Annotated in this window: 30 protein-coding genes and 1 pseudogene; 18 read left to right on the forward strand and 13 right to left on the reverse strand. The window is 67.5% G+C overall.

Features of this window, described 5'->3' with window-relative positions:
* Positions 1-141: 141 nt before the first annotated feature.
* Positions 142-1,389: an MDR family MFS transporter gene (locus ACFSZT_RS15780; RefSeq protein WP_377394606.1), complete on the reverse strand. Its 1,248-nt coding sequence runs from the start codon at positions 1,387-1,389 to the stop codon at positions 142-144.
* Positions 1,386-2,477: a PLP-dependent cysteine synthase family protein gene (locus ACFSZT_RS15785; RefSeq protein WP_377394608.1), complete on the reverse strand. Its 1,092-nt coding sequence runs from the start codon at positions 2,475-2,477 to the stop codon at positions 1,386-1,388. The genes ACFSZT_RS15780 and ACFSZT_RS15785 overlap by 4 nt, the downstream gene beginning before the upstream one ends.
* Positions 2,478-2,760: 283 nt before the next feature.
* On the opposite strand from ACFSZT_RS15785, the gene ACFSZT_RS15790 reads away from it, so the two are divergent.
* Positions 2,761-2,904, forward strand: coding sequence for a hypothetical protein (locus ACFSZT_RS15790; protein ID WP_377394610.1), 144 nt, complete (start codon positions 2,761-2,763; stop codon positions 2,902-2,904).
* Between the two features lie 715 nt (positions 2,905-3,619).
* Here the strand turns inward: ACFSZT_RS15790 and ACFSZT_RS15795 are convergent.
* The 10 genes and pseudogenes from ACFSZT_RS15795 to ACFSZT_RS15840 all read right to left on the reverse strand — a co-directional run bounded on the left by ACFSZT_RS15795 (position 3,620) and on the right by ACFSZT_RS15840 (position 10,513).
* Complete coding sequence (locus ACFSZT_RS15795) at positions 3,620-4,774, reverse strand: protein-L-isoaspartate O-methyltransferase family protein (protein ID WP_377394612.1); 1,155 nt, start codon at positions 4,772-4,774, stop codon at positions 3,620-3,622.
* Between the two features lie 126 nt (positions 4,775-4,900).
* On the reverse strand, positions 4,901-5,293 hold the full coding sequence (locus ACFSZT_RS15800) for a DUF6907 domain-containing protein (protein ID WP_377394614.1): 393 nt from the start codon (positions 5,291-5,293) through the stop codon (positions 4,901-4,903).
* A gap of 107 nt (positions 5,294-5,400) precedes the next feature.
* The gene (locus tag ACFSZT_RS15805) at positions 5,401-5,904 is read right to left on the reverse strand and encodes a hypothetical protein (RefSeq protein ID WP_377394616.1); all 504 of its coding nucleotides are present in this window, start codon (positions 5,902-5,904) and stop codon (positions 5,401-5,403) included.
* A 223-nt stretch (positions 5,905-6,127) separates the two neighbouring features.
* Complete coding sequence (locus tag ACFSZT_RS15810) at positions 6,128-6,823, reverse strand: DNA alkylation repair protein (protein ID WP_377394618.1); 696 nt, start codon at positions 6,821-6,823, stop codon at positions 6,128-6,130.
* Between the two features lie 166 nt (positions 6,824-6,989).
* Positions 6,990-7,418 carry a hypothetical protein gene (locus tag ACFSZT_RS15815; protein WP_377394620.1) on the reverse strand — a complete coding sequence of 143 codons (429 nt, stop codon included), beginning with the start codon at positions 7,416-7,418 and terminating at the stop codon, positions 6,990-6,992.
* A 382-nt stretch (positions 7,419-7,800) separates the two neighbouring features.
* A complete protein-coding gene (locus tag ACFSZT_RS15820; protein ID WP_112282536.1) occupies positions 7,801-8,412 on the reverse strand; it encodes a bifunctional DNA primase/polymerase in 612 nt (203 codons plus the stop codon).
* A 361-nt stretch (positions 8,413-8,773) separates the two neighbouring features.
* Positions 8,774-9,325: a DUF5753 domain-containing protein gene (locus ACFSZT_RS15825; RefSeq protein ID WP_377394623.1), complete on the reverse strand. Its 552-nt coding sequence runs from the start codon at positions 9,323-9,325 to the stop codon at positions 8,774-8,776.
* Between the two features lie 163 nt (positions 9,326-9,488).
* Positions 9,489-9,554, reverse strand: a pseudogene (locus tag ACFSZT_RS15830) (hypothetical protein); the annotation flags it as partial.
* An 88-nt stretch (positions 9,555-9,642) separates the two neighbouring features.
* A complete protein-coding gene (locus tag ACFSZT_RS15835) occupies positions 9,643-9,864 on the reverse strand; it encodes a DUF6879 family protein (RefSeq protein WP_377394654.1) in 222 nt (73 codons plus the stop codon).
* 268 nt (positions 9,865-10,132) lie between these two features.
* Positions 10,133-10,513, reverse strand: coding sequence for a winged helix-turn-helix transcriptional regulator (locus ACFSZT_RS15840; RefSeq protein WP_377394625.1), 381 nt, complete (start codon positions 10,511-10,513; stop codon positions 10,133-10,135).
* 202 nt (positions 10,514-10,715) lie between these two features.
* Here ACFSZT_RS15840 and ACFSZT_RS15845 point away from each other — a divergent pair, with 202 nt between their 5' ends.
* From ACFSZT_RS15845 to ACFSZT_RS15910, 14 genes are all read left to right on the forward strand, one after another.
* On the forward strand, positions 10,716-11,345 hold the full coding sequence (locus tag ACFSZT_RS15845) for a prepilin peptidase (protein ID WP_377394656.1): 630 nt from the start codon (positions 10,716-10,718) through the stop codon (positions 11,343-11,345).
* A gap of 177 nt (positions 11,346-11,522) precedes the next feature.
* On the forward strand, positions 11,523-12,047 hold the full coding sequence (locus ACFSZT_RS15850; protein WP_377394627.1) for a hypothetical protein: 525 nt from the start codon (positions 11,523-11,525) through the stop codon (positions 12,045-12,047).
* A 113-nt stretch (positions 12,048-12,160) separates the two neighbouring features.
* Positions 12,161-13,036, forward strand: coding sequence for a hypothetical protein (locus ACFSZT_RS15855; RefSeq protein WP_377394629.1), 876 nt, complete (start codon positions 12,161-12,163; stop codon positions 13,034-13,036).
* Between the two features lie 154 nt (positions 13,037-13,190).
* Positions 13,191-13,796 (forward strand): SAF domain-containing protein, encoded by a 606-nt coding sequence (locus ACFSZT_RS15860; RefSeq protein WP_377394631.1) that lies wholly within the window; start codon positions 13,191-13,193, stop codon positions 13,794-13,796.
* 15 nt (positions 13,797-13,811) lie between these two features.
* Positions 13,812-14,624, forward strand: a complete 813-nt coding sequence (locus tag ACFSZT_RS15865) for a hypothetical protein (RefSeq protein WP_377394633.1) — start codon at positions 13,812-13,814, stop codon at positions 14,622-14,624.
* Positions 14,621-16,030 carry a CpaF family protein gene (locus ACFSZT_RS15870; RefSeq protein ID WP_377394635.1) on the forward strand — a complete coding sequence of 470 codons (1,410 nt, stop codon included), beginning with the start codon at positions 14,621-14,623 and terminating at the stop codon, positions 16,028-16,030. Before ACFSZT_RS15865 ends, ACFSZT_RS15870 begins: the two co-directional genes overlap by 4 nt.
* Positions 16,027-16,884, forward strand: coding sequence for a type II secretion system F family protein (locus tag ACFSZT_RS15875; RefSeq protein ID WP_377394636.1), 858 nt, complete (start codon positions 16,027-16,029; stop codon positions 16,882-16,884). Before ACFSZT_RS15870 ends, ACFSZT_RS15875 begins: the two co-directional genes overlap by 4 nt.
* Positions 16,881-17,774 (forward strand): type II secretion system F family protein, encoded by an 894-nt coding sequence (locus ACFSZT_RS15880; RefSeq protein WP_112282543.1) that lies wholly within the window; start codon positions 16,881-16,883, stop codon positions 17,772-17,774. Before ACFSZT_RS15875 ends, ACFSZT_RS15880 begins: the two co-directional genes overlap by 4 nt.
* 31 nt (positions 17,775-17,805) lie before the next feature.
* The gene (locus ACFSZT_RS15885) at positions 17,806-18,048 is read left to right on the forward strand and encodes a hypothetical protein (RefSeq protein WP_112282544.1); all 243 of its coding nucleotides are present in this window, start codon (positions 17,806-17,808) and stop codon (positions 18,046-18,048) included.
* Between the two features lie 22 nt (positions 18,049-18,070).
* On the forward strand, positions 18,071-18,481 hold the full coding sequence (locus tag ACFSZT_RS15890; protein ID WP_377478290.1) for a TadE/TadG family type IV pilus assembly protein: 411 nt from the start codon (positions 18,071-18,073) through the stop codon (positions 18,479-18,481).
* Positions 18,478-18,918 (forward strand): TadE family protein, encoded by a 441-nt coding sequence (locus ACFSZT_RS15895; RefSeq protein WP_112282546.1) that lies wholly within the window; start codon positions 18,478-18,480, stop codon positions 18,916-18,918. Before ACFSZT_RS15890 ends, ACFSZT_RS15895 begins: the two co-directional genes overlap by 4 nt.
* A 56-nt stretch (positions 18,919-18,974) precedes the next feature.
* Positions 18,975-19,346, forward strand: a complete 372-nt coding sequence (locus ACFSZT_RS15900) for a hypothetical protein (protein WP_245992694.1) — start codon at positions 18,975-18,977, stop codon at positions 19,344-19,346.
* Entirely contained in the window at positions 19,343-22,429 is a 3,087-nt protein-coding gene (locus ACFSZT_RS15905; protein ID WP_377394641.1) for a LysM peptidoglycan-binding domain-containing protein, read from the forward strand. The genes ACFSZT_RS15900 and ACFSZT_RS15905 overlap by 4 nt, the downstream gene beginning before the upstream one ends.
* A 2,229-nt stretch (positions 22,430-24,658) precedes the next feature.
* The gene (locus ACFSZT_RS15910; RefSeq protein WP_377394643.1) at positions 24,659-25,054 is read left to right on the forward strand and encodes a hypothetical protein; all 396 of its coding nucleotides are present in this window, start codon (positions 24,659-24,661) and stop codon (positions 25,052-25,054) included.
* An 8-nt stretch (positions 25,055-25,062) separates the two neighbouring features.
* Here ACFSZT_RS15910 and ACFSZT_RS15915 read toward each other — a convergent pair whose 3' ends face one another.
* Positions 25,063-25,203: a hypothetical protein gene (locus tag ACFSZT_RS15915; protein WP_377394645.1), complete on the reverse strand. Its 141-nt coding sequence runs from the start codon at positions 25,201-25,203 to the stop codon at positions 25,063-25,065.
* Between the two features lie 65 nt (positions 25,204-25,268).
* Here ACFSZT_RS15915 and ACFSZT_RS15920 point away from each other — a divergent pair, with 65 nt between their 5' ends.
* From ACFSZT_RS15920 to ACFSZT_RS15930, 3 genes are all read left to right on the forward strand, one after another.
* Positions 25,269-25,520, forward strand: coding sequence for a hypothetical protein (locus tag ACFSZT_RS15920; protein WP_146771046.1), 252 nt, complete (start codon positions 25,269-25,271; stop codon positions 25,518-25,520).
* Between the two features lie 48 nt (positions 25,521-25,568).
* A complete protein-coding gene (locus ACFSZT_RS15925; protein WP_377394647.1) occupies positions 25,569-25,907 on the forward strand; it encodes a hypothetical protein in 339 nt (112 codons plus the stop codon).
* 343 nt (positions 25,908-26,250) lie between these two features.
* Entirely contained in the window at positions 26,251-26,547 is a 297-nt protein-coding gene (locus tag ACFSZT_RS15930; protein WP_377394649.1) for a hypothetical protein, read from the forward strand.
* The last annotated feature ends 23 nt before the right edge of the window (positions 26,548-26,570 follow it).

The following is a 26,570-nucleotide window of genomic DNA, read 5'->3' on the forward strand; positions in this document are numbered from 1 at the left end:
TGGGTGCGCGGTCACGAGTGCTGCATCTCCTGGTGGTGTCGGCATTTCCTCGCAGGACCGCCCCGCCGGTCCGCGGTCACCGTAGAGTAACGCCGCCGATCTTGTCCACTAGGGGCCCTAGTACTAAACGGGATCAGAGAGTCAGCTCACGGTTACTGGGCGAGGTTCCAGCCGGTCGGAGCGGTTGAGCACATGCACGCCGACCGCGCACATCCCCCCGATCCCGACAAGCACGGCCCAGGGCACCCACGGCACGCCGTTACCTCGCGCGAGATCCAGCGCCGCACCGGTGGCGAGGTTACCCACTGCGATGCCAACACCACAGATCGTGTTGTAAAGGCCGTAGTGGGTCGCGACAAACCGATCGCCGGCCAGGGTGACGATGGTGTCCATCTCGAACGGGAACACCACCACCGTGCCCAGCGTGAGCAGTGCGACGGACACGGCCAGCGGCAGGAACGTCCAGGCCTGCCCCGGCGGGCTGGCAGCCGTCACCAGTGGCGTCGTGAAGGCCAGGCCCATCAGCGCGAGCCCGGCGGTGAGGCAGCGGCCGTGGTCCCACCGGCGCCGACACCAGGCGGTGACCCGTAGCTGCCCCACGATGGCAAGTATCCCGGAGATTCCAAACAGGACGGCCACCTCAATGGTGCCCACGGTCTCCGAAGCGGCGAGCCTCCGCGTCTCCAGCGGCAGTGCCAAGTACACCTGAAACGTCAGCACGTAGGAGCCGATCATGACGGCCGAGAACGCCAGGAACCGGCGGTTGGCCAGCGCGACGCGCCACCCATTGACCAGCGAATCGCGCGCCTCGCTCGAGCGGCGTTCTGGTAGCGACCGGATCTGCAAGATGGTCAGAACCAGGAACACGGCCGCGGCTACCAGGCAGGTGAGCTGGAACGCGATGCCGGTCAACGCCAGTCCGATCAGGGGACCCAGCAGAATACCGGACTGGTAGAACACGTTGAACAGGGCGAAGGCCTCGACGCGGCGAGGGCCGGCGTCCGCGGCGACGTAGGCCCGTACCGCGGGATTGAACAGCGCCCCCGCGAACCCGGTGGCCACCGATCCCACGAGCAGGCCGGGGACGGAGTCGACGAGACCGAGCATCGCGAATCCCGCGGTGCGCAGAGCGCAGCCGGCGACGATGAGGGGCTTGTAGCCGAAGCGGTCGGCCAGGCTGCCACCGAGCAGGAACATGCCCTGCTGGGAGAAGTTGCGGGCGCCGAGGATCAGGCCCACGAGCCAGCCGGCGAGCCCGAGCCCGAGTGACAGGTGCGCCGCCAGGTAGGGCATCAGCATGTAGAAGCCGATGTTGATGGTGAACTGGTTGAGGGCCAGCAGCTGCACCGGGCGGTCGAAGGAGCGGAACTGGCGGACGATGTCGGTCATCGGTCGGCTCCGGCGTGAGCGGCAAGCGGGTTGACGACGGTCGTGCACCGGGTCCAACGCTGGACCTCGCGTTCGCTGGGGTGCGCGATCGTGTCCGGTTCGTCCGGTGGCGGTGTGTCCAGCAATCCGTGTTCGGTGCAGAAGACGTCGTTGTAGACGGTGTCGAAATAGCGCTGCGGGCCGTCGGGGAAGATCGCCGCGATCCGGACGTCCGGGGATTGGGTTCGCGCGAGCCAGCCCGCCACGAGGGCGACGGCGCCGACGCTCCAGCCGCCGGTCGCGTACTGGGCGGCAGCCAAGCGGCGACAGGTTATGACGGACTCGACGGGGCTGACCCAGTGCACCTCGTCGAACGCGGGGTAGTCGACGTTGGCGGGGTAGATGCTCGATCCGAGGCCGCGCATCAGCCGGGTGCGTGCGGGCTGGCCGAAGATGGTCGAACCGACCGTGTCGACGCCGACGAGCCGCATGTTCGGATTGACCCTGCGCAGCTCTCGCGCCACCCCGGCCGAGTGCCCGCCCGTTCCCACCGAGCAGACCAGCGTGTCTATCCGGTCGAGCTGGGTGTTGAGCTCGGTCGCCAGGGACGCGTAGGCGGCGACGTTGTCCGGGTTGTGGTACTGGTCCGGGCAGAACGAGCCCGGGTTCTCGGCGAGCAGTTGCGCAACCCGGTCGCGGCGTGCTTGTTGCCACCCACCGGTCGGGTGCGGTCGGTCCACGATGTCGACTCGGGTGCCGTAGGCGAGCAGGAGCCGGTGCACGATGGGCTCCATGCCGGGGTCGCCGACGAGCGCGACGGGATGTCCGTACACGATGCCGGCAAGGGCCAATCCGAGGCCGAGCGTGCCGCTGGTCGATTCGACGATCAGCCCGCCGGGGCGTAGCTCGCCGCGCTCGCGTGCGCGAGCGACCATGTGCAGGGCGGGGCGGTCTTTCATGCCGCCGGGGTTCTGGCCTTCGAGCTTGGCCCAGAAGCCCCTGCCGTCCTGGGTGAACGGCTGATCGATCCACACCACCGGCGTATTGCCGACGGTTTCCGCGCGACGGGCGCGCGCCTGGACAGGACGAAGTAGGACGGGCGAACGCATGAGGTTCCATTTCTGTGTAGTGCTGAGTTGAGCTGGAGAGAGGCAGGGCGGGACCCTGCGATCAGCTCCTCAACACGCACAGAGCGTGCAGCACATCGCGCCCCGAACAGTGCCCGGGAGCGCGCGATCGGATTCCGCGGCGCGGCGTTCGCCAGATTCCGCCGCCCGCGCCGAGCCCGCCGAGCAGCACCAGCGGCATCGCGGCGGGCGCAAGGTAGGTACCGTCGTGTGCGCGCGATGGGGCGAGATATTGAGGATGTGCCGATGGCTGCGGCTCTGTCTCGTGGCTGCAGTCGTCCGTCTGCTGCTCGTGGTGGTCGTGCGTAGCGACAACAGCATGCGCTGGAACGACATGCTCGTGATCACCGATGCACGGCAACGCATGGAGCGCCAGGAACGCGATGAGCATACCGAGCGCCAACCCTAGATGGGCACACACGCGTGCACGCTTCGCGTTTTGCTGACATCTCACAGTTACTACAACGTACCGGCGACCGCGTCGGTTCAAGGGAGCCAGGCACGCTGTTCACCCGGTCGTGGGTTAGGCTCACCCTGTGTGGTGATGTAGCCGTTTTTCGTTGGAGGTAACGGTTTTTCCAGTTGACTATTCTACTAACCTAGATCGTAAGATCATCCAGAAGGAGTGTGCGCTGAGCATTGCTGCGGAGATGATCCGGGCAGCGGCGTCGGGAGCGCCGTTCATGAGCTGGTGCCCACTGCCGGGCACGAGCAGGTGTATGGAATCGGGGAGTAGGCGCATGGCTATGTCGATGTCGCGGCTCAGGTCCTTCGCGGGCCTGACGGAGACGGATCCGCAGGAACGCTGATTGCTTGCGCTCGAAAACCCGCCGAAGAGTCCCATGCCGTCTCGTCTACTGCCGTCCGACACGATGAGTGTTCTCGCGGGGGCCGCGGAGGGGTGCACGGTCGCCGTTTCGGCAGCGCGCCGGCTGGGGCCGGGGCGAGTGGTGGGCTACTCGATTCGGGTCAATCGTTGCTCGGTAGCACGGCCCGTTTTACTGCGGCCGGTGACGCCGAACTTGTTCTCGACGCGGTAGAGGTGACCTGTACCGGACCACTCGAAACCGGGTGGGAGATTACTCGGCATCCGCGGCTTGATCGAGACGGAGATTGCACTCCGGTCAGAGGGGTAGTCGCCACTGGTAGGGACTTCGTGGGTCGTCGCGCCAGATGATGTGTTCCTCTGGCGTTACCGTGAGTCCGAATCGCTTGAGGTTTCCTGGCGTGGTTTCGCACTGCGGTAGCTGCGGAATGAGGAACCATGGTGGCGGATGCTTCGACTCAATCACCGGTGTTGCCCCGGACAGTCTCGATCGGTCGGCTTGGTGGAAAGGCTGAGTGGCGGGGGTGAGGGCGGGTGCGAAGTGGCCTTGTGCGGTGTCGCCCTTACAGTGGAGCACCACGAGATGGCCGGGGCTGCCCAGCGGGGCGAACTCGGTGATGACTATGCCTTCGAGCGGCAGGATCCAATTGCGGGGGATGGCTGGCACGGCGAAGTGGGAGAGGAGTCGGTCGGCGCCACCATGGATGGTGTCGAGGGAGTCGACGAGTTCAACCAGGATAGGGGCGTAGCCTGCCAGGTCGAGGCGTTGCCGTGCGGCCTCGACGCGACGTGCGTCGATGTCGACGGTGTGGACGTGGGTGCAGCCGACCCGTTCGTGGAGCAGCGCGGTGCCGTAGCCGGTACCGGCGCCCACTTCGATGACGGTGTGATCGTCCTGGATATGCAGGTGTTCCAGCATGCCGAGCATGCGGTGGGGGTGTTCGTCGCCGATGATCGGGACCTGTTGGCCGTCGCTTTCGGTGAGGTCGGTGACGTGGTCGGTGTCGGAGTAGACCAACGCGAGCCACTGGTCCATGTCGTGGCCGGGCCTGGTGGGCTCGGTCCAGGTTCCGTCGGGGCGTGGGGCGAGTATGCGGGGAATGAAGTGGTGGCGTGGGGTGTATTCCACGACCTCCCACCAGGCGGTTGTGTGTAGGGCGCCGGATCGGCGGAGCCGGCGGGCGAGCCTGCGCGCGGCGGGTCTGCCACCGTGGCCGGCGGTATCTCGGCCTGTCGCGGTCGTGCGGGGGCGGGTGGTGAGCCACGTTGACAGCAGGGCGTTGAGTTCTTCGGCGCTCTGCTCGTCGAGGGTGAGGTTCAGGGAGGTGGCGGGGGTGGCGCCGAGGGAGATGCGTACGCCGTGCTGGACGCTGGCGATGTCGATCTGGCAGTAGCGGTGGTCGACGTGGACATCAACGTCGACTGTCATGCCGTCCGGGAACGCGTCCACCATGGGACCTCCTGAGTGACGCTGGGTCCAGTTGATGCCTGGGCACGCAGCAGGTGCGGGTCGGTGGCCTGCCTTGTCTGTGCCAGCCACGCTGCACTCGGCATCGACGCGATGAGCACACGAGCCCGTTCAGCCGTTGGTTTGACCGGTTCTCCCCATCGTGATGAGGCGAGTCAGTGTTGTCGCGACTTGTTCTGCCTCGTTCAAGGTCAAGGCGAACTCCCCGTTGCGGCAGAGATGTTCTTCCAGGTGCAGGCGCGGGGAATTCTCCCGGTATCCCTGGTCCATGCGCAGCTCGAGGCAGTGCGGTATGTGGTCGAACGTGTTATCGCCGTTGATGACTTTATCCGCGGGCATGGTGGATAATTCCACGTGCCCGACGAGATCGCTTTGGTGTCGACGGTCTTCTATGGGCTCCCAGTCGTGGTGGAGCCGGTCGCACCATGCCGGGCATGGCTCGGTCAACCAAAAAGGACGTTCGTCCTCATGCTGTTCGTCGTCGGCTGGTCCCGTCGTGGTCATCCGTGCTCCTCAGATGTCTAAGTCTGGTTGCGTTTCCTATTCGTTCGGTGTCCGTCAGGCGGGCGTCCGTTATCGGCCGGCGTGGGGTCGGCCTGTTTGCTCCGGGGTCATTGCCGCCCGCCATTGTGTTCGGATGCGCAACATTGCTTGGTCTTGTTCTCGACCGGCGCTCTTGTTCGGCACGCTGCCTGACTCTGGACTTTGAGTTGTGACGTGCACGTCCTCGTCGCCGGTGGCGACTGGCGAAGTCGTGACACGTTCGGGAGATCTGCGGTTGGCGCGAACAGGCCGAAGGTGGCGGAGGAGGTGTGGCGGCCGCAGAGATGGGCGACGTGCCAGGCCACGTGACTGACGCTGTCAGGCTTGGTGGGACGTCGTTCCCGGCCCACGAGGATGTAGCCGTCGGCGCTGTCGGCCACGACCTCAGGTATGCCTGCGAGAACAGCGAAGCCGAACACGATGACGTCCGCGCGCAAATCCTCGTCGAGGTTGTCGGCGAGCATGATTATTTGGCCGCTTTCGAGGTCTTTCTCGATGGTCAACACGGCCGCGCAGCCGCTCTCCTTCACCGACGGATGCTCGACGATGGCGATGCCGATTTCGGCGGCCACCCTGTGGAGACGGCCCGTGACTATCGCTGCGGGGGCGGGCGCGTCGGGGTCGCTGCTGGGGGACCAACGTGACGATGGCGGCTGGCAACGTCCGCAGATCGGGCAGGTACTTGACTGAGGGTCGTAGGTTAGTCGTTGCGCCATATGCGGTAGCTCGCTATTTCTTGTGATCGTAGCGGGTTGAACTTGGGAGCCGGGGGAGGCGTTGATCCTCGTTGAACCCTCACGATGGCCTCGCATCGAGGTGCTTGAGCGCTTCGGTGCGGGATAGCGGTGAGAGGGCGGGATTGCTCTTGACGAACGACCTCACCCAGCCCGGCTCGATCGTTGCGTGTTGCTGGAGTGCCCAGCCGATTGCCTTGCGCAGGAACGAGTCGGAGTCGTCGATGTTGGCCTCGATGCAGTAAGCCAGCAGGTTGCGGTTGGTGTCCGTTTTGGAGCTGTTCTGGCAGATGACCGCCGTTCGCCGCTTCCACCGGTCGGCGTCATACGCCCACGCGCGGATGACTGGTTCGACGGTGACGGGGTCGTGTCGGAGGATCGGGCCGACGCGGCGGATGGCGATCTCGTCGACGAAGTCCCACCAGGCTCCGGTGACGATCAGTTCCTCGCATAGCGGCAGCAGCTCCGCCGACTGCCAGTGGGCGTAGGGACCGTGGCCGGTGAGGTCGATGGCCAGGTACCGTTCCTCGCGGTAGGTGGCGTCGCGCCACAGCTCACGCACCGCAGCCAGCCACTCGTCCCTGTCGGCGAATGGGTGCTCGGCGAACACTTGGCGTGCGAGTCGTACTCTCGCGGGTTTCTGCACGCCGCGGAACGGCATGTCGGATTCCATGTACCGCTGCATGTCCAGCGCTTTGGCCGGATCAGCCAGGTCCGCGAGTCCGGCATGTACCGCTCGCGCCAATGGAGATGGCATGGCACAGCTCCTCTGTCTTGGTCTGGGTCGCATGTCGCATTGGCGGGACCTGCTCCGCCGTGCCCCTCGAACGGCGGAGCCGACTCACGATCGCCCCTGGTTTTCGGGGCGCAGTGTCTCGGTTACGCCGTGATCGGTCCCGTCGCCGTGTGTGCGATAGTCGTGTTCACCGTTGCTCCTCTTTTCCTCGCTGGTTCACGGTGTCGGTTTCGCGCTGATCGCTGAGGCGGAAGAGGTCAGTGATGACGAGCAGCAGCACCCGTGCAGCGAAGTCGAGTCGCGCGTGGTGGTAGGGGCGTTCGGCGTTCCGAAGCCGTTGCAAGGTGCCGATGCCCAGGTCACATCGTTGTGCGATCCAGGAGTCCTGGCAGGCTTCGCGGGCCGCTTTGATCGCGGCTGCTCGGTTCGACCAATCTCCGCTGGTGTCGCACGCCATCGCGGCATCGTGCATCCACTCGGGGCTCACCAGGGAGCCCAGCACGTCCCGCGCGGCCTGCCGATCGGCCTCGGGGTTGTCTAGTGCCTGCCACAGGAGCCACCAGTCCGCCATGCTCAGGGGCGAGTCGTCGCTGTCGCGGCTGAACGGACTGGTCACCGTGCTGCCCCCGACAGAGTTGCCGCACGGCGCAGCGTGGGCCGAGCAGTGGCGACCGTGTCTCCCGTGGCCGCGAGCCGATGGATGCTGCTCGTGTCGGCGCCGTGGCGATACCAGCCTGCCGGGGCCGCTCCGACCGGGCGCGGGGAGTCGATCGTGTCGCCGCGCCCGCGCCCTGGGCAGTGGTCGAGCGCTCGTGCTCGATGCGTGCGATGAGGTCCGCAACACCGACCCGGTCGGGGTTCCGTGGTTGTCATCGGCGGCCAGCCCAGGCCAGTAGAATCCCATAGAACGTCGGCGGACTCAGTACCAGCGCGCCGTACCAGACGAGTGCTGTCATGGTGTCTCGGCTCAGCGCAGCGGCGCGTGGTTCGCTTGTTGCTCACAGGGCCACCAGTGCGCGGGCGTGAATTTGGAGTGCTGCGGCGAGCATCTCGGCGTCGGCGGGTCGCCAGCGGCTCTCCTCGGGGGTGACCCACCACGTCGTCCGCAGGCTGTGCTCGAGTTGCGACGGTGGAGCCACGATCACCTCACCGTCGGGCACAAACCTCGCCGTGCGCGAGTCGCACCGGGTCACGACCAACCGGGCATCGTGCGGCTGCATCAGGAAGTAGGCGCGCCGTTCGTCTGGCCGATAGAGCACGGGCCCTGGGTGTTCCCGAAAGAGCAATGTCTGTAGCACGTCGACCGCGATCGTGCGCGGAAGGGACAGCGCGGAGAACGCGGTTCCCGCGCGCAGTAACGCCGACGGTCGGAGCGCGTAGTCGGCGTGCCACCAACGCAGGACCTGTGTGACATTCGTGGTCGCCGCGCCCAGCCCCAGATACGGTTCGATAGTGCTGGTTTTCCGGCGCGTGCCTGGGACAACCCATTTGCGGCCGTCCCACACCGAGCCCGGCAACACGGGCCAGCCATGTCGAGCGTAGGACACCACCTCGCGTTCCTCCACCGAGCACCCGTCATCGTCTTCATATGCGTCATCCACGACGGTCATTACGACTCCTTTGTGCGTACGGGAGAGATCGATGGTTGATCGAATGGGTGGTTGACGACCCTGTCCAGCTCGCCTTCGCTTGCCGGTGGAAGTCCGGTAGCCGCGGGGAGAGCGCGGTAACAGACGGGCGGCCTCAGGAGGAAGCGCCTGGCGCCGGAGCCCAACGTCGAACGCCCCAGTCTTGGGGCGTGGAAGCGAGCGACTCGTACCGTGCGGCGAAGCCTGATCGGAGTACTGGCCGCGCACGCAGCTTTGAAAGGTGGACCGTTCATGCCAGGCACAGTAAGCAGCCCACGCCAGGGCCTCCAGAAATATTCGCGAATCTTCTTAAAGAGGGATTAGGGTCTCGCGTGTGGGGAAACTACGAGCCAGTCTCTGGCTCGTGTGGAGCCAGATTGTCGATCACGCGGGTGATGATCGAGCGGGTCCGCCTGCCGTAGGTGGCCACCGTCGCGAGCGCTTCGAACACCTTGCCATACAGCTCGATCTCCTGGGATTGCGCCAGATTGAGTTCGGCTGAGTACGTTTCGATCGTTATGCACTCGCGATCCCGGATCCAGAAGGCGTGCCAAGGGCCGATGATGTACTCCGTGTCATCGCTGATGATGCCGAACTTGACGTTCGGTAGGGCGGAGAGCGACATCAGGCGGTCGAGCTGCGCCACCAGCACGTCGCGGGAGCACCGACGGCAGGGCAACGCCGCCTCGGTCAACACGAAATGGAAGCGCTTCTCGCGGTGGTAGAGGAGCTCCTGTCGCTGCATCCGGGCGTGTACTGCTTGGTCACGGTCATTGAGTGCCCCGAAGAGCGCAACCCCTTCTGCAACGTGTGCCCGGGCGTAGTTCGCCGTTTGTGACAGCCCGGGGATGGTGCTGGGCTCGAACACTTGAAACAAGCGGGTCTTGGCGTCCAACTCGCCGAGCTTGATCTGGTGCGGGCCGCAGGCCAGGTTTCAGCTGCGTTTGCCACTCGGCGTGCCGCTCTTCGAGGTTGTGGAGTGCGGTCAGGAACGCTTCCGCTTCCTGTTCCGCGCCGCACGCACGCGCCCAACCACGGACATCGTGCTCGGTCGGGATCTGGCGGCCAGTTTCGAGCTTGGAAACCTTGGACGGCGGCCATCCCAGTGCGTCCGCCAGCTGCACGCCGGTAAGGCCCGCTTGCTTGCACAGTCCACGAAGGCGCTCCCTGAGCGCAGCCTTCGTGTCCTGTTTGGCTGCTGCACCCGATGTCTTACCCGGCCGCAAATTGGTTCCGTCGCGTTGCGTAGTGCCACGCAGCGTCGCGCCAGTAGTTGGGCCGCACGACCTGGCTTGGGTCGTCGAGGATCTCCGCTCCAAGGAACCGGTCGTCGTTGGTGAAGCGCATCAGCACCAGCAACCGCGAGTCGAACAGCCAGCAGTCGTGATTTGGGAGCCCTGCCGTGTCTGCCTGCTCGCGCCTGAGGTAGCGGATGTCTTCCGATCGGTGCGGCCAGTAGCAAACAGCGTGGGTGAATCACCAACGTTGGACTGTGGAACTCGCGGCCGGTGTGATGTGGGGTTGTTGCGGCGACTACTGAAACGATCCAGTACCTGGATGCCACGACGTTCGGCCTGCTTGTGCTGTCCCGCCATCGTGGTGGCCGAGCTCGCGTGGCAGATCGAGCGTCGTCGTCGGCGGTTCTCCACACGCCGTGAACTTCAGTTCGGTGTGGACTGCATTGGCAAATACCAGCTTGGGGTCAGCTGAACTCCGTCTTGTGGGTTCGCCGGTTAGTCTTGGCTTTTTCGATCAGGTCGTGATGGTCGGCGACCCATTCGACGGCGGGACGCAGCGCGTTCAGCAGTTGCCGGGCGGTGGCGGTGAGTGCGTAGGTTGCGGCTGGCGGAATGGTGGAAGTGTCGCGTTGGTGGAGCACGAGCCCGTCGTCTTGCATGGCGCTGAGGGTTTCACCCAGCACCTTGTCGGTGAGCTTGCTGCCGGGCCTGCGGTACCACTCATCGCCGACGTTCATCTTCTGGATGGTGTCGCGCAGCTCCGTGTAACGCATGGGTTTCCGGGCCAGCACGGTGAGGATGACCGGCTCCCATTTTCGGTTGAGCCAGCGGTAGAGGTCCCGCATGTGCTGCAGGTACTCGTCACTTCCTGGTTTCACGCCACCTCCCCGTACCGTTTTGCAGGCGCGCACCGGTGTGACGTGCTTCCCTCGGCTTCGTGACTCATCGGTAGGGGATCTGTGCCCTTGTGGGTGACAACCGCTGGGCGGTGTCCGTCGAGTGGCTACAGACTGAGGCGGACCGGGGCCACGGAGAGCGGTGGGATCGATGCACGTCGGTGTCGTGACGGTAGCCGCGGCGGTCGGGTTGCTACTGGGGCCGCTGTTGTCGGCGTGGGTTGATCGTGCGGCGCCGCCGCACGGCGGTTCGCCAGTGCGGCGGAGTGTCGTCATCGGACTGCTGACGAGTGCGCTCTTCGCGCTGTGTGCCTACCGGTATGGGGGCAGCGCGACGTTGCCGGCGTGGTGTTGGCTGTCGGCGACGGGCATCGTGCTCGCCCTGGTGGATGTGCGGCAGCGGAGGCTGCCGTTTCGCATGACCGCAGCGATGACTGCAGGTGGCGTGGTCGCGCTCGCGGTGGCGGCTGCCGTGGAGGACCGATGGACGGACTTTGCCGCCGCGCTGATTGCCGGACTGGCCGGCTTGGTGATCGCGGGGGCCGTCCAGTTGGCTGTTCCCGCGCACACCGGCGGGGGTGATACGGCCCTGGCCGGAGCTTTGGTCTTCTACCTTGGTTGGCTCGGCTGGGCGGGTCTGGTTCAGGGCCTTTTACTCGCCACCGGGCTGACGGCCGTGGTTGGGGCCGCCGTGTTCGTGGCTCGGCGTTGCTGGACGGCCAGCTTTCCGGCAGGTCCGTCCCTGATCGCGGGCACGATCGCAGGCGTACTGCTCGCCTGATTTCACGCTTAGTGTCCGGCTACTTACTTTGCAGTAAGACAACCCCCTGGTGCTACAGTCAGATCACTTTCGGTCACGGTGTTGTCACTGTGGCGGTATACGCATTGCGCCGGACGTGTAGGAGGCGCCATGGGGGCTGGTGGCAGGCGCGCAACACACTTGCGAATAGGTGCGGTTGTGACGACGGCGGTCGTCGCAGTCTTTGTGGCTGGTTGCGAGACCGCGTCCACGGTCGACGAGGCCAACGACAGCGCCACTGTCACCGCTCCCACGACGTCTGCGCTGGCGGCACCATCGGGCGAGGATGAGCACGAGGCGGTGGTCGTCGCGTATGACGCGTTCTGGGCGCGGCATACGCAGATCCGCGACTGGCCAGAGTCCACGTGGGACAAGGAGCTGGGCGAGGTCGCGGTCGATCCCCAGTTGACTCGGACCTTGCAGGCGATGCGCTTCAACCGCAACAGCGGAATCACCACATACGGATCGGTGAGTTCGCGGATCACGGAAGTGGAAGTCGATGGTGATCGGGCCACGGTGACCGATTGCCAGGACGCGTCGAGGTCTGGGCAAGCCGACATGAAAACGGGGGAGAGGAAGACGGTTGGTGTCCCACGAAACCCTGTCACGGCGCGCATGGTTCGCGATGCGGCCGACGGTCGCTGGAAGGTGGCCGAGATCCGCTACCCAGGAGGCGAGTGCTGATGCGGCCGCGGCATGGTCTGCTGCTAGCGGCAACTGGAACGGCGGCTGGGCTCGCTACATTGTTGGCGTCGCCGGTCGCTGCGGACCCTGGTGATCAGGATGAGTCCGGCCAGGTGACCGTGGTGCCCGGGGACCAACTCGGCGAGATCGCGCAGCCCCGCGTGCGGATGGACGCGGCCTACTCGCAGAGAAGTTCGTCCGCGAGTAACTCAGACACCTCGCGCACGATCGGTGGTTCGGCGAACCGGCCGCGTTCGGGTCCTGTCTGCGTGTATGAGCCGTTGACCTGGGATGCGGCGGAAACCGAGGGGCCGGGAGCCGTCGAGGCGCTGCACGCGCTGTTCGGGTCGCAGTATGCCGGGTCGCGAGGCGGCGACGAGAGCCGGGCTTTCCGGCGGATCTGCGATGGCGTGGCCCAGGGATGGGTGACGGGCACGGGGATTCCCGGCGCGCCGGGCGGTACTGCGGTGGTCCTGCCCACGCCAGCCGAATTGGCCGCACGGGCACGCGAGGAGCTGGCGTTGCCGTTGCCCGTCCCGGGGAGGTCGCCGAACGTGCGGCTGGCTGATGGCCGGTCGGCGACGTTGGTCAACGAGCACACCTGGGTGTGGACCGATCCCGCGGCGTGGAGGCCGCAGCGGGAGCGGGTGCAGGTCGGCCCGGTGTGGGCCGAGGTGACGGCCACCCCGACACGGTTGACGGTCGATCCGGGGATGGGTTTGGCGGCAACGACCTGCGCTGGGCCGGGGACGCCGTATGACCGCGCGTACGGGATGCATGCGGCGAGCCCGGATTGTGGGGTGGTCTACGCGCGCTCGTCGTATGGCATGCCTGGCGGGGTGACGACGGCGGAATACGCGATCACCTGGTCGGTGAGCTGGGTGGGCTCGACCGGCGCGTCCGACGAGGGAGGTGAGCTGCCGGACATGATTTCGCGTGCCACGGAGCGGTTCGCGGTAGCCGAGGCCCAGTCGCTGCGTTCACGCTGAGGTTGGCCTGTCTCGGCTCGTAACTGAATCTGGACAACGATTTCTGAGGGAAAGGAATACCTCAGTGGGTACTCCTGTGTCATTTTCGGCTCCGCCCGGGGAAACGGAGCCTGAGCCCGGGCGCGGACCATTGTCAGCAAAGGCGGTTCCGCGGGTGCCGCTGCGGCGCCGGTGGTGGCTGCTGGCGCTGTCGGTGGCGCTGGCCGCGGCCGGGGCGTTGAGTGGGTATCTCGTGATCGCTGCCGCGGACGAGCGGGCCGAGGTGCTGGTCGCTGCGCGCGATGTGGCGTGGGGAGCGCGGCTGACCGATGCGGATCTCACCACGGCGATGCTCACCCCGGATGCCGCGGTGCCGATGATTCCTGCGGCGGAGCGCAGCCGGGTGGTGGGGCAGACGGTGATGGCTGCGCTCCCGGCGGGCAGCGTGTTGGCACCCGGGTACCTCGCCGAGCAGCCCGTTCCGGGGCCGGGGGAGCTGGTGGTTGGGCTGCGCGGTGAGCCGGGCGCGTTGCCCGCGCGCGGGCTGCGTGCCGGGGACTTGGTGGAGGTGGTCCCGGTGGCCGAGACATCGCCGGGCGCCTCCAGCGCCGAGGTGTCCACGTCGGAAGCGGGTTTCCAGGCTCGTGTGACCGGGGTGGGCGCTCCCGACGCGCAGGGCGCAGTGACCGTGGACGTCGTGGTGGCGGCGGCGATGGAGGAGCGCGCGGCGATCGCCGCGGCGGGGCGCGTCGTGTTCGTCCTGGTGGGTCCCGAGGGTTGAGGTGAGGAGCGTGTCATGGCAGTCATCGCGCTGATGTCGGCGAAGGCCGCGCCGGGCGTGACCACCGCGGTAGCCGCGCTGGCGTGGGTGTGGCCGACCGAGGTGCTGCTCGCCGACTGTGATCCGGCCGGTGGTGACCTCGCGGCCGGCTGGCTCGGGCGCTGGCTGCTCGCGGGCCAGCTGCGCGCGGATCGGGGAGTGCTGAGTTTCGCCACGGAGACCCGGCATGAGCGCGGCGGCAGCTGCGGCAGTCTCGATGGGCATGCGCAGCCGGTAGCGGTGGCACCGCATATTCGGCTGCTCGCCGGACTGGCGAGCCCCGCCCAGAACGCCTCGGTGGGCGCGGCGGGCTGGCACCGGCTCGCGCAGGCACTCACCACGACCGGGCCGGCCCGGGATGTGCTGGTCGATCTTGGCCGCTACAGCCCGGCCACACCGCACGCCTTGCTCCAGGCCGCTGACCTGGTGCTGCTGGCGGTGCGACCGCACGCTCGGCATGTGCTCGCCGCACGGCCAGCACTGGCTGAGCTGGCCCGGCAGCTCGAGCCGGATCGGCTGGGATTGGCCGTGTGCGCCACCACCGCGGCGGGCAGTCGTGACGTGAGGAACGCCTTGGGGTTTGCGGTGGGGCTGGAGCTGCCGCATGATCCGCGCGCCGCCGCCGTCCTCTCCGACGGCGAGTACGGCGGGCTACCGGCGGCACGCGCGCTGCTGCTGCGTGCCGCGCGACGCACGGCGCTGCGTCTGCATCGGACGCTGAACCTGCGGCCATCTCCGCCCTCCGCACCTGTCCCGCGAGTGCCGATCGTGACGGGAGGTCGGCCATGAGCTCGCCACTCGGGGCGCAGCGTTTCGAGGCGTCCACACCCCTATCGGGCAATGGGGCCAGCGGGGCACTGGATCCGCAGGTGGTGCGCGAGATCCGGGAGGCCGTGGCCGCCCGGCTCGAACACCCTGACGGCCCGCGGGCCTCGCAGCAAGACGAGCAGGCACGAACCCAACGAGTGGTGCTGGAGGAGGTCGCCGGCTGGATACGGCGCCGCGCCGAAGCGGGGTTCGCTCCACCGCCGGTGAGCGCGGAGCGCGCGCTGGCGCGCGCGGTGAGCGCCGCCCTGTCCGGGCTCGGCGTCATCGCCGACCTGCTGGATCGCACGGACGTGGAGAACATCCACATCCACGGACACGACGTGGTGTGGCTGGAGCGCCACGACGGGACCTTGGAGCGCTGGCCGTATCCGGTGGCCGACTCCGACGCCGCGCTCATCGACATGCTGGCCGAGATGTTCGCCCGGCTGGGCCAGACCTCGCGGAAATTCTCCCCCGCGCACCCCATCGCAAATCTGCGCCTGCCCGGCGGAGGGCCACTGGGCGCACGGCTGGACGCAGTCATCGAGGTCACCGACCGGCCCCGGGTCGCGATCCGCCGGCACCGGCTCGTCGGGACCCGCCTGACCGATCTCGTCGGCAACGGCACCCTGACGCAGATCCTGGCCGATTTCCTCGCCGCGGCAGTGCGCGCCGGCTGCAACATTCTCGTCACCGGTGGCCCCGCCGCGGGCAAGACCACGCTGCTGCGCGCCCTGTGCGCGGCGATCCCGACCCCGGAGCATGTGATCACCGTCGAAGAAGACTACGAGCTCGGCCTGCACATCGACGGCAATCGTCCGCTGGTCACCCCGCTGGAGGCGCGGCAGCCCAACGCCGAGGGCGTCGGCGAGATCACCCTGGACGACCTGCTGAAGCAGGCACTGCGCCATTCACCCCGCCGGGTCATCGTCGGCGAGGTGCGCGCCGGCGAGGTCGCGGCCATGCTGCGGGCGCTGGGCAACGGCGCCGCCGGAGGCATGTGCACGCTGCACGCCGGCAGCGCCGAGGCGGTCTTCGACCGCATCGCGTCGCTGGGCATGCTGGCCCACCCGCCTCTGAGCTCGGAGGCGGCGTTCGCGTGGACGGCCTCGGCGATCGACCTCATCGTGCACTTGACCAAAGTGGACGACCTTGACGCGTCCGGGCGAGAGCGCAGGCGGCGGTATGTCACCGAGGTCCTCGAAGTCGGTCCGGTGGGGGAATCCGGTCGTCCCGATGCGACCCGGCTCTTCTCGCGGGCGGGTTCCGGCGCGGCGCTGCCGGTGTTCGCGCCCACGCTGGCGCTCGCCGGTCGGCTCGCGCACCAGGGGTTCGCTCCCGCGCGGCTGCAGGATCCACCCGACTACCCGACGGAGGCGCCACGATGAGCACCCTTGCGATCCTGCTCCCGGGGCTGCTGATCGGCCTGGCGGTGGCGTGCGCGGTCGCCAGCGTGACAGCGCCCACTCGCGGGCCGCGCATCCGGCGCGCGAGGCGAGCGCGGGACTCCCGGATGTGGCGCCGTGCGGCCGGGGCGGTGGTGGCGGGCGTGGCTGCGGGCTTGCTGACCGGCTGGCCGGTCGCCGTCGTCGCGGCGGCGGCCGGGGCCGTGGCGCTGCCGCCGCTGTTGGCCCGCGACGATGCCCGCGCGGTCATCGACAAGTTGGACGCTCTCGCGGCCTGGGTCCGGCGGGTGGCGGACCGGCTGAACTCCGGCGCGGGCGGCCTGGAACAGGCCATCGCGGCGGCGGCACGCACCGCACCCAGCCCGCTGGCCGACGAGGTCCGCGCGCTCGCCGTGCGGGTCCGCACCCGGGGGCTGGAGCCCGCGCTGCGGTCGTTCGCCGACGACGTCGGCGACCCGGCCGCCGATGAGGTCGTGGGTGCGTTGATCGTGCGCGCTCGCGCCGGTGGACGTGGCCTGGTCGGTGTGCTGGAAGGCAAGGCCGACGCCCTGGCCGCCGCGGTGGGCGACCGGCGGGAGGTGGAGGCCGACCGAGCGAAGCCCCGGACCGACACGCGCATCATCATCACGATCACCGCCACTGTGCTGGCCGGGCTCGTCGTGCTGGCGGGCGAGTTCCTCGCCCCGTTCTCCGGCCTGCTGGGACAGCTGGTGATGGCCGCCAGCGTTGGGATCATGGCACTGGCCTGCTGGTGGATGCACCTGCTGTCCCGGGTCCAGCGGCGAGCCCGGCTATTCGCCAGCCACAGCGGTGCCAGCGGGGTGAGGAATCCATGACCGCGGTGTGGGTGGCGATCGTGCCGGGCGCTGCCGTCGGCGTGGCGGTCGCCTGCGTTGTCGCGGCACTGGCGCGACCGGCACCGATCCATCTGACTGCCGCCCTGACCAGACTCTCGCAGGACGACACCGCCGCGGGCGCGACCCGTCGGTCGCGGGCCGAGCAGGTCCTGGCCAGGCTGGCGGCACGGTCCGCGCGGTCCTCGAACCGGTGGTGGGGCATACCGGCTGCCGACCTCGCCGTCCTCGACGTGACCGCCGCCCGGTACCTGGCCCGGCGTGCCCGGTGGGCTGTGGGCGGTGCCGCATTCGGCGCCGCGTTGGCGATGCTCGCAACCGCCGCAGGGCTGGGCGTTCCACTCGGCTGGAGCGTCCCCGCGGCGCTCGCCGGGGCGGTCGCCGCGGCGATGGTGCCCCCGCTGGCGGTAGCCGATGATGCGGCGACCCGGCGCGAGGAGTTCCGCTCCGCCGTGATCGCCTACCTGGACCTGGTCGCCCAGGAACGGATGGCCGGGCGCGCAGCCGCGCAAGCCCTGAGCGAGGCCGCGGACGTGTTCGACGGATGGGCCTTCACCCGCATCCGTGGCACCCTCGCGCACGCGCAGCGGGCTGGACACCTCCCGTGGGAGGCCCTCACCCGGCTCGCCGACCGCATGAGCAGCCCCGAACTCGCCGACGTGGCCGACATCGCGTCGACCGCGGCCGACGGCGCCGCCGTCCACGCGACCCTGACGGCCAAGGCCACCGGGCTGCGCCGCGCGGCCCTCGCCACGGAAAAGGCCGCGGCCAACACCCGCAGCCAGCGGCTCACCCTGCCGGTCACGCTGCTGCTGCTCGGCTTCCTGCTGCTCGTGCTCTATCCCGCCGTCATCCGCCTGTTCACGACCTGAAGACACCCAGATAGGAACAAGGAGCACCACGATGAGTTTCCCCAACATCCAGCTCGGCAGCCTCACGCGTCGCGGCGTGGCCGCGCTCATCCTGTGGTCGGTCGCGACCGCCGACGTGCTCGCGGATCGGTGGCGTCGCGCGAGGGCCAGCGGCGACTCTGGGTCGGAGAACGTGGCCAAGGCCGTGCTCGTCGCGATCGTGCTGGCCACAGCGGTCGCGCTCGGGGCCGCGATCAAGGCTGTCGTCGCCCGCTACACCGCGCAGCTCCAGTAACGCGGACACGATCATGGGCGCCGTGCCTCGAGCCCGCGACCGACGTCTCCGGGACACCGGTTCGGAGACCGTGGGATTGGCGATCCTGTTCCCCCTGGCGCTGCTGCTGATCCTGACCATCGTGCAGGCGGGGCTACTGTGGCACGCGCGTAACGTCCTGTCCGGTGCCGCGCAATCCGGTGTGGACACTGGTCGAGTCCTCGGCGCTGGCACCGCCGACGCCCAGGATGCGGCGTCGTCGTTCGCCCGCCGTGCCGGTGCGGGAGTCGTGGACGATCCCGCGGCGGCTGCGGTCGTGAGCGCGGAGACGGTGCAGGTCAGCGTATCCGGCACGGCGCAGAAGGTCCTGCCGATCCCCGGTGTGCAGTTCCGCTTCTCGATGCGCGCCACGGCCGCGAAGGAACGGTTCACCGTCCCCGGAAGCGCACCATGACCTCATCTCGGCGGCGCGGCCACGACACGGGTTCGGTCAGCGTGGAGCTGGCCGTCCTGGCCCCGGCGGTCCTGCTGATAGGGCTGCTCGTGGTGGCCGCCGGGCGGATCAGCTCGGCCCAGCAAGCGGTCGACGACGCGGCTACCGCCGCCGCCCGCACCGCCTCCCTCACCCGGAGCGCCAGCGCGGCGAGCACGGCGGCGACGAACGCGGCCACCACCGTGCTCGGCGAACGACACCTGCGGTGCACCGACACGAGGGTGTCGGTCCATGCCGGAGGCTTCGCACCGCCACCGGGCCAGACCGGCGTCGCCCGTGTCGAGGTGCGCTGCCAGGTCGGGCTAGCCGACCTGGCCGGCGTCCCAGGGCTGCCTGGCAGCACGGTTGTCAGCAGCTCGTTCACCAGTCCCGTCGATCCCTATCGGACAAGCCCATGACACCCGTCACGACGCCGACACCGTCTCACGGTCGCGACGACCGGGGGACGGTCAGTGTGCTGATCGCCGTCCTCGTGCCGGCGTTGCTGTTCATGCTCGCCCTGGTGGTCGACGGGGCTGGGCAACTTCGTGCCACGGCCCGCGCTGACGCGATCGCAGCGGAGGCGGCCCGCGCGGCGCAAACCGCGCTCGACACCAGAGGCGCGACCGTTGTCGTCGACCCGGCCGCGGCGGTCGCGGCGGCACACAGCTATCTGTCCGCGGCGGGGGAGAACGGTGAGGTCAGCGTCATCGGGCCGCGGACCGTCCGCGTGACCGTCACCATCGCCGCCCCGGCCGCGATCGGCCTCATCCAGTCGACCCACCACGCCACCGGCACCGCCACCGCGGAGCTCGGCATCGGCACGGACGAGAGAGCCCAGCCATGACCAGCCGTCGCCTCGCGCGCGGGCTGCGGACCGTCAGCGCCGCCGGGACTCTCGCCGGCCTGACCGTGGGCTATCCAGCGGCGCTACTCGGGCTGGGAGCTGACCCCCGTAGCCTCCTGCCGACGACCTGGCCACCCGCCGAGGAGTTCCTGTCCTGGGCGTGGACGGAACTGCGGTGGGCATGGCGGACGGGCGAGCTCGTGCTCGACCTCCTGCTCGCCGCGGGCTGGCTGGCCTGGCTCGTCCTGGTCTACCTGATCGTCACGGAGCTGGCCGTCCAGCTACGACAGGGAACCATGGCGGTGCACCGTCTCCCGGCGGTGTCGGCGCGGCGCTGGATCGCCGGCCTGGTCGCCTCGGTGATCCTGCTCGGCGCTGCCACCCCGGCCAATGCCGCACCAGGTCCAGCCGCCACGGTCGTGGCCACCGGGCCGCAGCGGCCGGACGCACTACCGCAGGCCGGTTTCCCCACCGCACCCACGGCCACCACCGCGCAGCCGCCACCCGAGCCCACCACCGGGCTCGCGCGCTGCCCCCGGCTCACCGTGGTCCACGGCGACACCCTGTGGGGCCTGGCCGAAACCCACCTCGGCGACGGCCGCCGCTACCCCGAGATCGTGGCACTGAACCGCCCTCGACTCACCGCCGGAGCCGACGTCCTGGAACCGGGCTGGGAACTAGCGATGCCCCCGGATGCCGTCAACCTGCCCGATCGGTCCGCGGCACCGTGCGTGGAGCAGCGCACGGTCGAGGTCCACCCCGGAGACACCTTGTCCTCGATCGCCGCCCGCGAACTCGGCGACCCCGACCACTGGCCCGCGTTGTACGCAGCTAACTACCGCCACCCCCAACCGGACGGCCGCGCCCTGCTCGACCCCAACCTCATCCTGCCCGGCTGGATGCTGATCATCCCCACCACGCCCGACCGCACGACCCCCAATACACCCCAGGACGAGCAGAAACGCGCCGACAACGAACGTGTCGACCCCGGCGCCACGGAGCAGCAGGGCGATCACCACGGTCAACCCGGCGACCCGCACGAACCGTCCCGCGACGCCGCCTCGACATCGCCGGTGCCGGAGAGCGACCCTCGTGCTGCACCCGATCCGCATCCGGGAACGGGCATCAGCGTAGGCACCGGCGCGTTCGTCGGGCTGGGCCTGGCGGCACTGATCACCGCGGCGCTCATGACGGTGCTCCTGTGGCGGCGTCGTACCTACCGACCGGGCAGCGGGCTACGCGACGAGACCCCCGTAGCGCCGGTGGTGCGCGCCCTACGCCTCGCCCACGACCAGGCCACCCTGCCGCGCGATCAGGATGGTGAACTGCTCTCGTCGGCGCCCGCCGGCGCCGTCCCAGCAGAGGCCGCCACTCGTGCCCGCGCGCACGACACGGCCACCGCAGTCCTATCGGCCGGTAACGACACAGTCCTCGGGATCCGGGACGGGCAGGCGATCGCCGTGGATTTGGCCCGCACCCGCGGGCTCGGCCTGGCAGGACCGGGAGCCGCAGCAGCGGCGCGGGCGCTGGTCGTGAACCTGCTCGCAGCCAACGCCAACGCCGACGCCACCGCGGCCCGCGTCGTCATCCCCGCAGACGACATCAGGAGCCTGCTCGGTGAGCACGACACCGTCGAACACTCCCCAAGCCGGCTGCGGATCGTCGCCAGCCTCGACCACGCCCTCAACGAGCTGGAAACCGAGCTGCTGACCCGCACTCGGACCGGCGGCCCGACAGCAGCCGACCGTTCCCCAAGCACGGTAGTGCTGGTAGCGACACCGGAAGCTCACGCCCAGCAACGCCTGCAGGCCGTCCTCGAGCACGGCGCCGAACTCGGCCTCGCCACCGTCCTCATCGGAGAATGGCCTCCCGGCGGGACGGTCTGGCTACGCGCCGACGGCACCGTGGAGACCACCAGCCACAACCTCATCGACATGCTCGCCGGCACCCGGCTGTTCACCCTGCCCAGCGCCGACGCCCGAGACCTCCTCGACCTGCTCGGCACTGCCGACCGAACCCAGGAACCCTCCGGCACCGGCGCGGCTGACCCTGACCAGTTCGAATTCCTTGCCGACCCACCAGACCCGGCCACCGAGCACTCTGCCCGGCCCGATCCCGCCCCGACGGCACCCCTGCCGACGGTCGAGGTCACCGTGCCCGAAAGTCCGGCACACCCACACGCCGAACATGCCCCGCACACCCTCGGCGCACCTGCTAGCAACGCCACCGACCCGGGCTCAGACGAGACGGCCATGCGCGTGTCCCTGTGCGTGCTTGGCAGGCTCCACCTCTACTGGTGTAACGGTCAGGACACCACGGACCTGATCGACGCCATCGCCCCGAAACAGCGCGAAATCCTGACCTACCTTGCCCTGCATTCAGGCGGGGCGCGCTCCGACGCCGTGACCGCGGCGATCTGGCCCGACACCCGCGGGCGACGGCCACGCAACACCTTCCACGTCACCGTCTCGCAACTCCGCAAAGGCGTCCGCGCCGCCACCGACGACCCACCGCACGACCTCATCGTCGTCCACGACGGCTACTACACCCTCAACCCCGACCTCGTCACGGTCGACCTCTGGCACCTCCGTGACGCCCTGCGCAGCTACCGCGACGCCAGCGACGAAGCGCATCGACACCAGGCGCTCGAACGCGTCGTCGACCTCAATCACGGCCCCCTGGGCGCCGACATCACCGCGGAATGGATCGAAGCACCCCGCGAAGCCCTCCGCCGCGAGATCCTCGACGCCATCAGCGCGCTGATCCGCCTCCAGGGCAAGGGCCGCGACGAGCGCAAACTCGCCCTCCTCGAACTGGCCCGCGGACTCGACGAATACAACGAGGCCATCTACCGCGACATCGCTCGCACCCTGGCCCGGCTCGGCCAACCCGACGCGATCCCCCGGACCCAGAAACTCCTCACCGACACTCTCGACGAGATCGACGAACGCCCCACCCGCGACACTATCGCGCTCATGCAATCTCTCCAGCGCGCTGCCGAGCCCCAGCCACCGGCGAAACCGGCCCAAACACAAGCCGCCGCGAAACGCAAAGCGGCACCCACCGCCCGGTCAAGCGAATAGCGGAAGAACTGCGCTATAATAGCGTCGCTATTCCGCGATCAAGTTCTCTATTGAAGCGCAATCACATTGCTGGCGACATTTCTCAACGAATGCCATGGCCGTGCTTCAATGCCCTTTTAGGTCTCATTGCCACCGATATGACTGCGCGCCGATCTCCCTTCCGATCCCATTACCAATCCCCTTACGAATGGCCATACCTCCTAGACAAGTAGAGGCACGCCGACAGCCAGAGTGCAGGCCAGGGGAGCGCTGAACCCTACCAACGACACCCCGAACTTAAGTGCAAACAGGAAGGTGAACAGTACGGGATGGGTGCGGTGATAGAGGCGGGCAGGGGGGACGGTGGAGACGGTCGGAAGGTGTAAAACTGCTGGTAGATGACGTGCGTGCATCTGGAAGGCCGTACCTGAAGCCAGGCTTCAAGCCACCCAACTGACCGGCCAAGGACGTCGTTTCATCGGCCCGCTCTCCAGGCTGCCCTTCTTCCTTGCAAATATCCACAGTGGACATAACATCCGATCGTCCAAATGTCAGGTGCGCGTCCGGTTGTACCCATCGGTCGAACCAGGGCGAAAAAATCACAAACAGATAACGCTCTCTCAATAATAGTTGACGATAAAGCACAAAATGAGGGAGTATATAAGTACAGCGGAACACGGAGACGGGAGAGACCGGGGAGGCCCAGTCACCCGATAAATACACGATCCGCTTCTCGCGATCTTTGATAGCCGAATATGCTGAAACCTCGTGGTGAATATGTGCGAGATATGGCACGTGCCGACCGTCATGGTGCGTGACCGATAGCGTCTCACCGCGTGCCCTAGTGCCGATTGACGTCACGAGCGCGATGGCTGAGAAGCCATGCGCGCGTGGATAGATCGGGCGGATTGACAATCCGGACGACGCGTAGCCCAGCGAAATCGCCGCTACGCTTGCAGCGCTAGGGGGACAACCGGTGATGTAGGTACGGGGTAGAGGCATGGTCGGTAAAGAGTGGCCCAGCGGTAACGCTGGATAGCGGCGGCAGTAGCCGCCGCAAGCGGACGGTCCTAACCCGTCCCGCCCGAATATGAGACTCGCCGGAAGATACCGACACCCGATATACCGGGTAGGCGACTAACCGTCACAAGCGGGGCAGGGAACGGCAGGCGAGCGCGGGTATCTCATCACCCGTAATGAGACCAAACGAGAGCGCGTCACCGGTGCGCGTTGTGCGAGGACGACGTACGGCAGGCGACACATACCAACGTGAGACGGTCGGGCACGGTCGGCAGGTAGAGCATGCGAACACGGTTCGCCACTACCGGCCGACCGTGCCCGTGCCGTGTCCGTTGGGACAAAGACATGTCAACTCTGGTTAAGAAACGGGAGGGATTATGTGCGCCATATTCCGCAACCGTAGCGATGGCTGGTGGAAACTGGGCGCAATCCTTGCGCACGGCGACGAGTTCGCGAACACGTCGGGCACGCTACGCGGCACGCGTCGCCCGACGGGTACCGGCAGGCTCCCAGCGCCGTGGGTCAAGCGCTTTCGCCACGACCGCGACGGTCACGGCGTAGGCCCAGGTATCGACTATGTCGTCTACAGCTACGCAACCCCCATAGCGTGGCATATCCCCGGCCAGGGGTGGACTGTGCCCACCGAAACCTATTCAGTGACGACGACCCGTCATCAGCGCGCCGTGAATCTGGCGATTTATCACCGCGCGGACGCAATGGCGGACGCTGCCTAATCGTCGAGTGAGCGTGAGTAAGGGTGAGCACGCAAATACGTGTGCTCGCCCTTAGTGTCAGCTATACCGCATTTCCACGTGAATTGGAATTCGACCCACGGGTGAAGTCTGCCCAAAATCAGAAAGGAATGGTTCGCCGATATGTGCATCGATCCTTTCCAATATCCCGGTCCCCGCAAAGAATGCGAGGCCATTTCGTTCGCGAACGCCCACGGCTATGAGTGGGCTTACCTAGACACGATGCGCCGCGCTGGTCGCAATCCCCGACACGTGCCCGACGGCTGGCCATTCGCGTGGCTGCAATATTGCCGGTCCCGTCGCCGCAGCATGGCAATACGTGAGGCCTTTGACTATTGGCAGGAAAACGCAACATTACCGGGCTTGTCCTAGGGGTTTCGGTGACGCACGGCTAATCCGTGCGTTGGCCGTGACCACTGGGCCAAAAGAAACCGAAATGAAGTCATCGGAATTCAACGCAGGGGAGAGGTGTGCCCACATGCAGTGCGACGTGTCCATTCGATACAACCAACTTGCGGGCGCATTGAGCGTTCCCGACGGCGGCTTTTCGATCATCCCTTCCACGGGCGCGAACGTCACACGCGGGTACGCGGTGTCCGTACATCCCGAATGTGAGCGCGTACTCCCCGGGATCGTTCAGGCAAGCGATCTCGCACGATACGCCGACGAACACGCGGCGACGCTCGCATTGCCGGGCCGTGTGTTCGGTGGATGGCGAGATCCAGAAAGCGGCGCCGCGTTCCTGGACGTGTCCGTTGTCGTGCCAGAACTAGGCGACGCCCTGACGCTGGCGCATGCACACGGCCAACTCGCGGTTTTCGACTTCTTGGCACTGACGTCGGTCCCGGTGACCTCGGTTCCGGCGGCCGCCTGATGCCGCGATCACAGCCAGAGGGAGGAGACGCCATGGCGAAACACGACATGACGTGCGAGGAACGGCAGGTAGCCGAACGTGCACAACGGACGCTCGCGGAAGCGCAGCTCCGATACGGCGTGCGCCTCCCCCGCGAAGCGCTGGAACACCTACGCGCCATGGCTCACGTGAACGCCGACGGAGGCAACGGCGTGTCTGGAGACGGGAGAACGCAATGAGCAATGATCGTGATGCGGCATACCGTATCGGCTGGGTAGCGGGCTACGGGCTCGGTATGGCCACACAGTCAAGCGACGCCACGCCCTACCACGATATGCATACGCCTTGGTCCAACTATGTGCCCGCGTGGATCGACGAGGCGGATAGCAAGCACACGGGCGAACAGCGCAAGCCCTTCGAGGCCTTGTTCCGCGCCGGATTCAACGACGGACTCACGCGAGCGAAAGACCACGGGGGAGCTGCCTGACGGCGGCGCGGCTGAGTGAGCAGGCAACACGCGAGAGGAGATCAGAGCATGGACTACTACGCCGCGCAGGTCGCCCAGCTCGGCGAGTCGGAGAGCTACCGGCTCAAGATCACGAGCGACAACGGTGAGAGCAAGTGGCTGCGCATCACACCCGGCCAGCTCACGCGCATCGCGCGCATCCTGGCCGAGGGCGACGAGGAGGGCCACGAGACGACGGGTAGCGAGCTGACCGTTTACCTGGTCGGCGAGGACGACACAGCCGCCCGGGAAAGCATGGTGTTCGACGACCACGACACGGCGGAGCGCCACCGTGACGAGAACGAGCCCGGGGCAAAGGTCTACAGCGCAAGCGCAACGGTCGACTTCACCACGCTAGAACCCGCGTGATCGACGGAGCCGCACGTCCCGTACGTGCGGTTGGCGGGCTTACACGAACGAGAGGACAGGGCGATGCACAGTGTGCCCATGATTAACGGACGGTGCTGGGAATGGAAGGCGCCAAACGGCTGGGAATACCAGGCTATCTCCCTTAATGGTGTCGAATCGGTCCGGCTCTATTTCAAGACCCCGGGCACAAAGGATTGGTTGTTTGGGCACGAGCGGCCGACCGAGGGCCGTTCGGCGAAATCTGTCGCTGAGGACATGTTCCGGTCTACAACACGTTCGGGATAGCTGTGGGAGCGAGGAAACAACAATGTCGACGCTAGAAAGCAAACCTGCGATGCCAAGGGTGGACGTTGAAATTCACTACGCGCACGGTGGCTTCATCATGCGGGACGACACGTATGGCGAGCAGGACGCCGACAGTGCGGCCGTCTTTGCCGATGACGGCACCTGCATTGTCGCGGTGAACCGCGCTGCACGTGGCGGATGGGCCATTGACTGTAGCGACTTCGGGCACGTGCTGACGCAATCCGCCTACCGCCGCCGCTTCACCACCGTCACCGACGCCGCCGACTACGTGGCTGCGCGGATGGGTGTGATCTTCTGCCCTGTGGACGCGTACGAAGGATCGGCCACCGCGTAATCGTCAGTTGCGCTTAGCCACTA

It is taken from the genome of Prauserella oleivorans, from assembly GCF_042685745.1.
Classification (GTDB): domain Bacteria; phylum Actinomycetota; class Actinomycetes; order Mycobacteriales; family Pseudonocardiaceae; genus Prauserella_A; species Prauserella_A oleivorans.

Coding starts and splice junctions, on each gene's coding strand:
- ACFSZT_RS15880 (WP_112282543.1), top strand. CDS start 16,881: ATGACCGCGGTGTGGGTGGCGATCGTGCCGGGCGCTGCCGTCGGCGTG.
- ACFSZT_RS15820 (WP_112282536.1), bottom strand. CDS start 8,412: ATGACCGTCGTGGATGACGCATATGAAGACGATGACGGGTGCTCGGTG.
- ACFSZT_RS15795 (WP_377394612.1), bottom strand. CDS start 4,774: ATGGTGGACGCGTTCCCGGACGGCATGACAGTCGACGTTGATGTCCAC.
- ACFSZT_RS15780 (WP_377394606.1), bottom strand. CDS start 1,389: ATGACCGACATCGTCCGCCAGTTCCGCTCCTTCGACCGCCCGGTGCAG.
- ACFSZT_RS15865 (WP_377394633.1), top strand. CDS start 13,812: ATGGCAGTCATCGCGCTGATGTCGGCGAAGGCCGCGCCGGGCGTGACC.
- ACFSZT_RS15920 (WP_146771046.1), top strand. CDS start 25,269: ATGAGCAATGATCGTGATGCGGCATACCGTATCGGCTGGGTAGCGGGC.
- ACFSZT_RS15905 (WP_377394641.1), top strand. CDS start 19,343: ATGACCAGCCGTCGCCTCGCGCGCGGGCTGCGGACCGTCAGCGCCGCC.
- ACFSZT_RS15885 (WP_112282544.1), top strand. CDS start 17,806: ATGAGTTTCCCCAACATCCAGCTCGGCAGCCTCACGCGTCGCGGCGTG.
- ACFSZT_RS15925 (WP_377394647.1), top strand. CDS start 25,569: ATGGACTACTACGCCGCGCAGGTCGCCCAGCTCGGCGAGTCGGAGAGC.
- ACFSZT_RS15870 (WP_377394635.1), top strand. CDS start 14,621: ATGAGCTCGCCACTCGGGGCGCAGCGTTTCGAGGCGTCCACACCCCTA.
- ACFSZT_RS15845 (WP_377394656.1), top strand. CDS start 10,716: ATGCACGTCGGTGTCGTGACGGTAGCCGCGGCGGTCGGGTTGCTACTG.
- ACFSZT_RS15800 (WP_377394614.1), bottom strand. CDS start 5,293: ATGACCACGACGGGACCAGCCGACGACGAACAGCATGAGGACGAACGT.
- ACFSZT_RS15810 (WP_377394618.1), bottom strand. CDS start 6,823: ATGCCATCTCCATTGGCGCGAGCGGTACATGCCGGACTCGCGGACCTG.
- ACFSZT_RS15895 (WP_112282546.1), top strand. CDS start 18,478: ATGACCTCATCTCGGCGGCGCGGCCACGACACGGGTTCGGTCAGCGTG.
- ACFSZT_RS15910 (WP_377394643.1), top strand. CDS start 24,659: ATGCAGTGCGACGTGTCCATTCGATACAACCAACTTGCGGGCGCATTG.
- ACFSZT_RS15785 (WP_377394608.1), bottom strand. CDS start 2,477: ATGCGTTCGCCCGTCCTACTTCGTCCTGTCCAGGCGCGCGCCCGTCGC.
- ACFSZT_RS15840 (WP_377394625.1), bottom strand. CDS start 10,513: ATGCGGGACCTCTACCGCTGGCTCAACCGAAAATGGGAGCCGGTCATC.
- ACFSZT_RS15875 (WP_377394636.1), top strand. CDS start 16,027: ATGAGCACCCTTGCGATCCTGCTCCCGGGGCTGCTGATCGGCCTGGCG.